This is a genomic window from Halalkalibaculum sp. DA384 (assembly GCF_043951955.1).
Lineage (GTDB): Bacteria > Bacteroidota > Rhodothermia > Balneolales > Balneolaceae > JAMQKA01.
Window position 1 is genome coordinate 49,470 of the sequence record NZ_JBINJE010000027.1, and the last position, 7,247, is coordinate 56,716.

Below are 7,247 nucleotides of genomic sequence, written 5' to 3' on the forward strand. Positions count from 1 at the left end.
TCAATTTAGTCTATATGTATTTCCAGGCCGAGCCCCATCAGTTCTCGCAACAGTACCTTGAAGGATTCCGGTACGTCGCCATCGGGGAGGTTTTCACCTTTCACGATCGCCTCATACACTCTGGATCGGCCTTTCACGTCATCGCTTTTCACCGTGAGCATCTCCTTCAGGATGTTGGAAGCACCATAGGCGTACAGGGCCCATACCTCCATCTCACCAAGTCGTTGACCGCCGAACTGGGCCTTTCCACCCAGCGGCTGCTGCGTAATAAGGGAATAGGGTCCGATCGAACGGGCGTGCATCTTGTCTTCAATCAGGTGATTGAGCTTCAGCATGTAAATATAACCTACCGTTGTATCCTGGTCGAAGGCTTCCCCTGTACGACCGTCATAAAGCCGTACGCGGCCATCTTTCGGCAGTCCGGCCTCCTCCAGCTTCTCCTGGACCTGGTCGTAAGACGCGCCGTCAAAGATGGGGGAAGCGAACTTGACCCCCAGCTTTTTGCCGGCCCATCCCAGGATCGTCTCATAAATTTGACCGAGGTTCATTCGGGAAGGTACACCCAGCGGGTTCAACAAAATGTCAACAGGAGTACCATCTTTCATGTACGGCATATCTTCGACGGGTACTACTTTCGCAACCACGCCTTTGTTACCGTGCCGGCCGGCCATCTTGTCACCAACCTGCATTTTTCGCTTTTTGGCGACATAGACCTTGGCATTCTGAATAATTCCGGGAGGCAGATCATCCCCGACCTGAATCTGGTACTTGCGCCGCTTGGCTTCCGTATCAATCTCCTTGCGCAGGGCTCGATAGTTTTTGAAAAGCAGTCGGACGTGCTCCACCAGCTCATCGTCGGTCGCCCAGTCAATATTTTCATTGATAACGACGGGATCTATCTCTTCAAAGTCAGATTTTCTGTACTTTTCCCCCTTTGGTATGAGCAGCTGCCCGTTAAGGTCATATACCCCGGGAGAGGTTTTATCCCGGAGCAAGGTGTAGAGCTTGTCGTACATCTTGCTGTTCAGCTCTTCCACTTTTTCAGCATGACGCTCATTTTCCTGCTCCACCATTTTCTTTTCCTCCTTGCGGGAGATCTGCTCGTCGCGCTTACGGCTGAACAGTTTTGTGTCGATAACCGTGCCGGAAACTCCGGGAGGCGTCTTCAATGAAGCGTCTTTTACATCGCCGGCCTTGTCACCGAAAATAGCGCGCAACAGCTTTTCTTCCGGCGTCGGATCGGTTTCTCCCTTCGGCGTAATTTTACCGACCAGGATATCGCCCGGATTCACTTTTGCCCCGACCCGGATTATTCCCTGCTCGTCAAGATCTTTCGTTGCATCTTCACTCACATTCGGAATCTCACGGGTCAGCTCCTCTTCACCCCGCTTGGTGTCACGGACCTGCTGCTCAAACTCCTGTATGTGCAGAGAGGTATAGATATCGTCTTGAACAATACGCTCACTAACGACGATAGCATCCTCAAAGTTGTAACCTCTCCATGGCATAAAAGCTACCAACAGGTTGCGACCGAGTGCAAGTTCACCACCATCGGTGGCGCAGCCGTCAGCCAGTGTTTCCCCTTTTTTAACCTTGTCGCCCACACTTACGATGGGACGCTGGTTAATGGTGGTGTCCTGGTTTGTACGCTCAAATTTTTTGAGCTCATATTTTTTTATACCTTCATCGAAATGGCAGGTTTGCTCCATCTCGGTGCGGTCATACTTAACGCGGATCTCTTCCGCACTGACATATACGACCTCTCCATCCGCTTCGGCAGCTATAATTGCGCGTGAGTCTTTTGCGGCACGATGCTCCAGCCCGGTTCCCACAATGGGCGATTCGGGACGCAACAGAGGCACAGCCTGCCGCTGCATGTTGGAGCCCATGAGCGCGCGGTTGGCGTCGTTGTGTTCTATAAACGGAATCAAGGCCGCTGCCACCGAAGTAATCTGGTTCGTGGATACGTCCATATACCCGATCTGATCCGGTTTGGCAAGCTGGTAGTTGCCGTCCCGGAAACGGGAAAAGACATTTTCGTTGGCAAAGATTCCCTCCTCGTCAAGAGGAGCGTTTGCCTGTGCAATAATCGTTTCATCTTCCTGCTCAGCAGAGAGGTATTCGATTTCGTCGGTAACCTGTTTCTCTTCCACCTTGCGGTAAGGCGTTTCGATAAATCCGAAATCATTGACTTTGGCATGCACACACAGGGAGGAGATCAGACCGATGTTCGGCCCCTCCGGAGTTTCAATCGGGCAGAGCCGACCGTAGTGCGTGTAGTGGACATCACGAACCTCGAAGCCGGCTCGCTCTCGTGTAAGCCCGCCCGGACCCAGTGCCGACATACGACGCTTGTGCGTCAGTTCGGCGATCGGGTTGGTTTGATCCATAAACTGCGAAAGCTGGTTCGTACCGAAAAAGGTATTTATAACGCTGGAGATCGTACGCGCATTCACAAGATCCTGGGGAGTAAGCTGCTCAGCATCGCGCGAGTTCATCCGCTCCTTGATAGTTCGAGACATTCTGGCGAGCCCGATAGAGAACTGCTGTCCAAGCTGTTCTCCCACGGTACGCACCCGGCGGTTGCTGAGATGGTCAATATCATCGACCTGAGACTTCATATTTTTGAGGCGAATTACCTCTTTTACAATCGCCACAATATCCTCTTTAACCAGATAGCGGATATCCATATCCACATCCAGTTTCAGGCGCTTATTGAGCCTGTAACGTCCCACTTCTCCCAGGTCATACTTCTTGTCGCTGAAGAACAGTCGCTCGAGAATTTGTCTTGCGGTCTCGGCATCCGGCATTTCACCGGTACGGATCTGCTTGTAAATTTCACCGAGCGCCGTCACATCGTCATGAGCAGGGTCTTTACGCAGCGTATTCATGATCACATTACGCTCAGAATCTTCGGGCGCGAGGTTCTGCACCCGCACGCTCTCGACATCCGCTTCTTCGAGCGTTGCATAATCCTCTTCAGTCAGTTCATGATCCCGCTCCAGCAGCACTTTTCGATTTGTCGCCTCGGTTACCTCTCCGGTCTCCTCATCTACGACCTCTTCCATTACTTCAATGGAGATTTCCGAAGCCAGGCGCTTACCGACGCAGTTTTCCATGAACTTTTTCTCGGAACTGCAATCCACCCGTTCCGAAAGTTCAAAAAGGCTAAATATCTCATCATCGTCAGAGTAACCGAGGGCACGTAACAACGTGGTGGCCGGTACTTTTTTCTTCCGATCGATATAGGCCCACAGGACATCCCGGATATCGGTGGAAAACTCGATCCAGGATCCCTTGAACGGGATGACTCTTGCATTATATAACTGAGTTCCGTTTGGATGTACATTCTGTCCAAAAAACACCCCCGGAGAACGGTGCAGCTGGCTTACAATAACCCGCTCCGCACCATTAATGATAAACGTACCCCGTTCAGTCATCCACGGGAGGTCACCCAGGAAGACTTCCTGTTCGATTGTTTCTGTGGCTTCATCGTCATCATCAACAGCTGAAAGGCGCATTTTCGCCTTCAACGGAACTGCATAGGAAAGACCACGCTCCTGGCACTCCTTGATATTGTACTTGGGCGTATCTACCGAATAATGGAGGAATTCAAGAATATGGGTTTCTCGTGAATCCTGAATCGGAAAATTCTCGTTAAATATCTTCTGGAGTCCCTGATTTTTCCGATCTTCCGGGGCAACATCAAGCTGAGTAAAACTGTTAAAAGATTTGAGCTGAATGTCCAGAAAATCAGGATAATCCAGTACGTGTTCAGTTTCCGCAAAAGAAAGACGATCGGTAAATGGGACCTTCTTCAAATTGTTCTTCGTACTCAAAGGAACCTCTCCTTTAAATTAATGTGATAGTGACGAGCTTTTATAACGCAGCAATTGCCAGCGGGAATTGGAAATAAGGAATTGAAGTGTACACATGATTGAGACGCCAATAGCCAATACCGTTAATAACGATATTGGCTACGGCTAAATTGTACAAGTATTTAACCCTTACTTAAGCTCGACTTCAGCGCCTGCATCCTCAAGTTTGGACTTGATATCTTCAGCTTCTGCCTTGTCGATACCCTCTTTAACAGCGTTGGGCGCATTGTCGACAAGCTCTTTCGCTTCTTTCAGGCCAAGCCCGGTAATTCCGCGAACTTCCTTGATGACAGCAATCTTCTTCTGCCCGGCAGATTTGAGAATAACATCGAATTCTGTTTGTTCTTCTTCACCGCCGCCTTCTCCACCGGCACCACCGGCTACGGCTACAGCAGCTTGTGCAGGTTTAATGTCGTACTCTTCTTCCAGAACCTGTGAAAGTTCGTTTGCTTCTTTAACAGTTAGGTTAACTAATTGTTCAGCTAATTCTTTAACGTCAGCCATTTTCTTTCTCCGAATTGATCTTTGTGAATTAAAATTCTTGGTATTTGTGATTAATTTTCGCCTTCTTCGGCGATCGTTTCAACAGCGCCGGCGACCTTCTTGCCGGGAGCCTGAAGTGCACTGACAACATTGGAAACAGGAGCCAGCAGAAGACCGATAATGTCTCCGATAACTTCCTCCCTGGATTTCATTGCCGCCAAAGTTTCGAGTTTATCCTCCCCGTAATAGTCGCCATCGATTATGGCTGCTTTAAACTGGGGCTTTTTGTAGTCCTCCCGAAACTTCTTGATAACTTTTGCAGGTGCAGCAAGCTCTTCTTCAACAAAGGCAAAAGCATTTTGTTCGACCAAATGAGGATAAAGATCATCATAACCTCCCACCTCATCCATCGCACGCTTAACCAGTGTATTTTTGTACACCTTATACTTGATATCACCTTTGTAGAATTCGCTACGCAGTTCATTGATTTCAGCAACCGACATGCCCGCATAATTCGTTACATACACTGCATCTGAATTATTCAGGTCTTCGGCTATTTCTTCAACAACTGCCTTCTTTTGTGCTAGTGTTGGCATTCTATCTTCCTTTAATTTCTTACACTGAAATTACGGATGAACGACTTAGTTGAATGCTCGGACCCATGGTAGAACTCATGTACACACCACGGAAATACAACCCCTTGGCGGATGCAGGCCGCAGCCTGTTCACCGTTCGCAGGAATTCTATCGCATTTTCCCTAAGCTCGTTGGGCTCAAAGCTGACCTTCCCGATTGAAGCGTGCAGTATACCATACTTGTCTACACGAAATTCAATCTTGCCGGCCTTCACTTCTTTAATAGCCTCTGCGACATTTTCAGTAACAGTACCACTCTTGGGATTGGGCATCAAACCTCTCGGACCTAGTACCTTTCCGAGCCGGCCGATCTTCCCCATCACATCAGGAGTTGCAACAATTACGTCAACGTCGGTCCAACCTTCTTCTTCAATTTTCGTTATATATTCGTCGAGACCTACATGATCTGCCCCGGCATCTTCGGCTTCTGCTTGTTTTGCCTCACTTACCAGAGCCAGCACACGAACCTCTTTTCCCGTACCATGCGGCAGGGAAACAGAACCGCGCACCATCTGATCGGCATGACGGGGATCAACCCCGAGCTTGATATCCATGTCGACAGATGCGTCGAAGTTCACTTTCGAGGTCTTCTTCACAAGATCACACGCTTCTTCCAGAGTGTATTCCAAATCCGGATCGATGAGCTCGGCGGCCTCGCGATACTTTTTTCCTCGTTTTGCCATTATACTACCGTTCCTTTATTTATCTCTTAAAACTCGCAGTCCCATACTTCGGGCGGTACCCGCTACCATCTCGGCACCGGCCTCAATGTCGTGGGCGTTGAGATCTTCCATCTTCTGCTCTGCAATCTCCTTGCATTGCGTCCAGGTCACCTCTCCTACTTTGGTTCGGTTTGGTTCACCAGAGCCGGTTTTGACGCCGGTAGCCTGTTTAAGGAGTACAGCTGCAGGTGGAGTTTTTGTCTTGAACGTGAACGACTTATCCACAAAGACCGTAATTTCGACCGGTATAATCGTTCCGGCCTTGTCTTGTGTGGCTGCGTTAAACGCTTTACAAAACTCCATGATGTTGATCCCTGCCTGACCTAATGCAGGACCGACCGGAGGTGCAGGGTTTGCCTGACCGCCGCGGATCTGAAGCTTTAAGACAGTATCAACTTGTTTTGCCATTTCTGTTAATTAAATCGTAATAGATTAGCTTTTCGATTTGCCGCGTAATAGCTCACTTTGCATCCAGTGATATGGTTTCGGTCAAGTTGCAGGTTCTACCTGGTTCACATCAACTTCAACCGGGGTCTTTCGACCAAAAATACTTACCAATACTCTGAGTTTCAGCTTGTCGGTGTTCACTTCTTGTACGGTCCCGTCAAAATCCTTGAACGGGCCATCAATTACTTTTACAAGGTCGCCTTCATTGTAGGGGATTTCAATTTTACCCCCCTGTTCCATCATCTCTTCACTATCTTTGACCCGGCCAAGTATTCTCTTGACCTCGTGCTTGCGCAGGGGATTGGGCTTTTTATCATTTTTGCCGCTCTTCAAAAAGCCGAGCGTAGAAGGGGCCCCCTGAACCAGGTTATTCACCTCTTCATCATATATCGTATGAAGGAGAAGATAGCCCGGGAAAAAGTTCTTTTCCCTCGTGCGCTTCTTTCCAGATCGTATTTCCACAACAGTTTCAGTCGGGATCAGAACTTCATTAATCTTATCTTCAAGGCCCTGAAGCTCCATTTCCCGCTCCAGATACTCTTTGACCTTTTTTTCATGGCCTGAGAAACATCGAACTACATACCAATCGTATTGTTTTTCAGCGGTCATTGATAAATTGCCCCTAATATGGTGCTATATAATTGATCTACAACGAAGATAAATACGGAAATGAGAACGGTGAATACCATAACAACCATGGTATTATCCACCAGCTCCCTCTGGTCCGGCCAAGAGACCTTTTTGATCTCTTTGCGAACACCTTCCAAAAACTCCTTAATATTGTCCATGATTCTATCTTTACTCATTCTAAACTTGCACGGGTGGAAGGACTTGAACCCACAACCTGCGGTTTTGGAGACCGCTGCTCTGCCAATTGAGCTACACCCGTAGATACACCAAGAGAATAGATTCACTTGAACCTATTCTCCAAACGTGTCTAGGCTTTACAGCGGGGTTTCACCAGACGAGATGAAACCCCCTGCCAACCTATTCAATAATTTTGCTAACCACGCCGGCCCCGACGGTGCGCCCGCCCTCGCGGATCGCAAATCGAAGCCCCTCTTCCATCGCCACCGGCTGGAT

The 7,247-nt window shown here is 48.8% G+C and carries 7 protein-coding genes, 1 tRNA gene and 1 pseudogene; all 9 read right to left on the bottom strand.

Annotated features, from left to right (window positions below; translation table 11 throughout):
- Window positions 1-5: 5 nt before the first annotated feature.
- Window positions 6-3,839 (bottom strand): DNA-directed RNA polymerase subunit beta, encoded by a 3,834-nt coding sequence (gene rpoB / locus ACG2E4_RS14185; RefSeq protein ID WP_395261556.1) that lies wholly within the window; start codon window positions 3,837-3,839, stop codon window positions 6-8.
- 168 nt (window positions 3,840-4,007) lie between these two features.
- Entirely contained in the window at window positions 4,008-4,382 is a 375-nt protein-coding gene (rplL, locus tag ACG2E4_RS14190) for a 50S ribosomal protein L7/L12 (RefSeq protein ID WP_395261555.1), read from the bottom strand.
- A 50-nt stretch (window positions 4,383-4,432) separates the two neighbouring features.
- Window positions 4,433-4,957, bottom strand: a complete 525-nt coding sequence (rplJ, locus tag ACG2E4_RS14195; protein WP_395261554.1) for a 50S ribosomal protein L10 — start codon at window positions 4,955-4,957, stop codon at window positions 4,433-4,435.
- Window positions 4,958-4,976: 19 nt separating this feature from the next.
- Window positions 4,977-5,678 carry a 50S ribosomal protein L1 gene (rplA, locus tag ACG2E4_RS14200; RefSeq protein WP_395261553.1) on the bottom strand — a complete coding sequence of 234 codons (702 nt, stop codon included), beginning with the start codon at window positions 5,676-5,678 and terminating at the stop codon, window positions 4,977-4,979.
- A gap of 15 nt (window positions 5,679-5,693) precedes the next feature.
- The gene (rplK, locus tag ACG2E4_RS14205; protein WP_395261552.1) at window positions 5,694-6,125 is read right to left on the bottom strand and encodes a 50S ribosomal protein L11; all 432 of its coding nucleotides are present in this window, start codon (window positions 6,123-6,125) and stop codon (window positions 5,694-5,696) included.
- 81 nt (window positions 6,126-6,206) lie between these two features.
- Window positions 6,207-6,773: a transcription termination/antitermination protein NusG gene (gene nusG / locus ACG2E4_RS14210; protein WP_395276945.1), complete on the bottom strand. Its 567-nt coding sequence runs from the start codon at window positions 6,771-6,773 to the stop codon at window positions 6,207-6,209.
- Complete coding sequence (secE, locus tag ACG2E4_RS14215; protein ID WP_395276946.1) at window positions 6,770-6,952, bottom strand: preprotein translocase subunit SecE; 183 nt, start codon at window positions 6,950-6,952, stop codon at window positions 6,770-6,772. Before secE ends, nusG begins: the two co-directional genes overlap by 4 nt.
- A 28-nt stretch (window positions 6,953-6,980) precedes the next feature.
- Window positions 6,981-7,053 (bottom strand) — tRNA-Trp (locus ACG2E4_RS14220).
- Between the two features lie 98 nt (window positions 7,054-7,151).
- Window positions 7,152-7,247: pseudogene (locus ACG2E4_RS14225) on the bottom strand (elongation factor Tu); the annotation flags it as partial.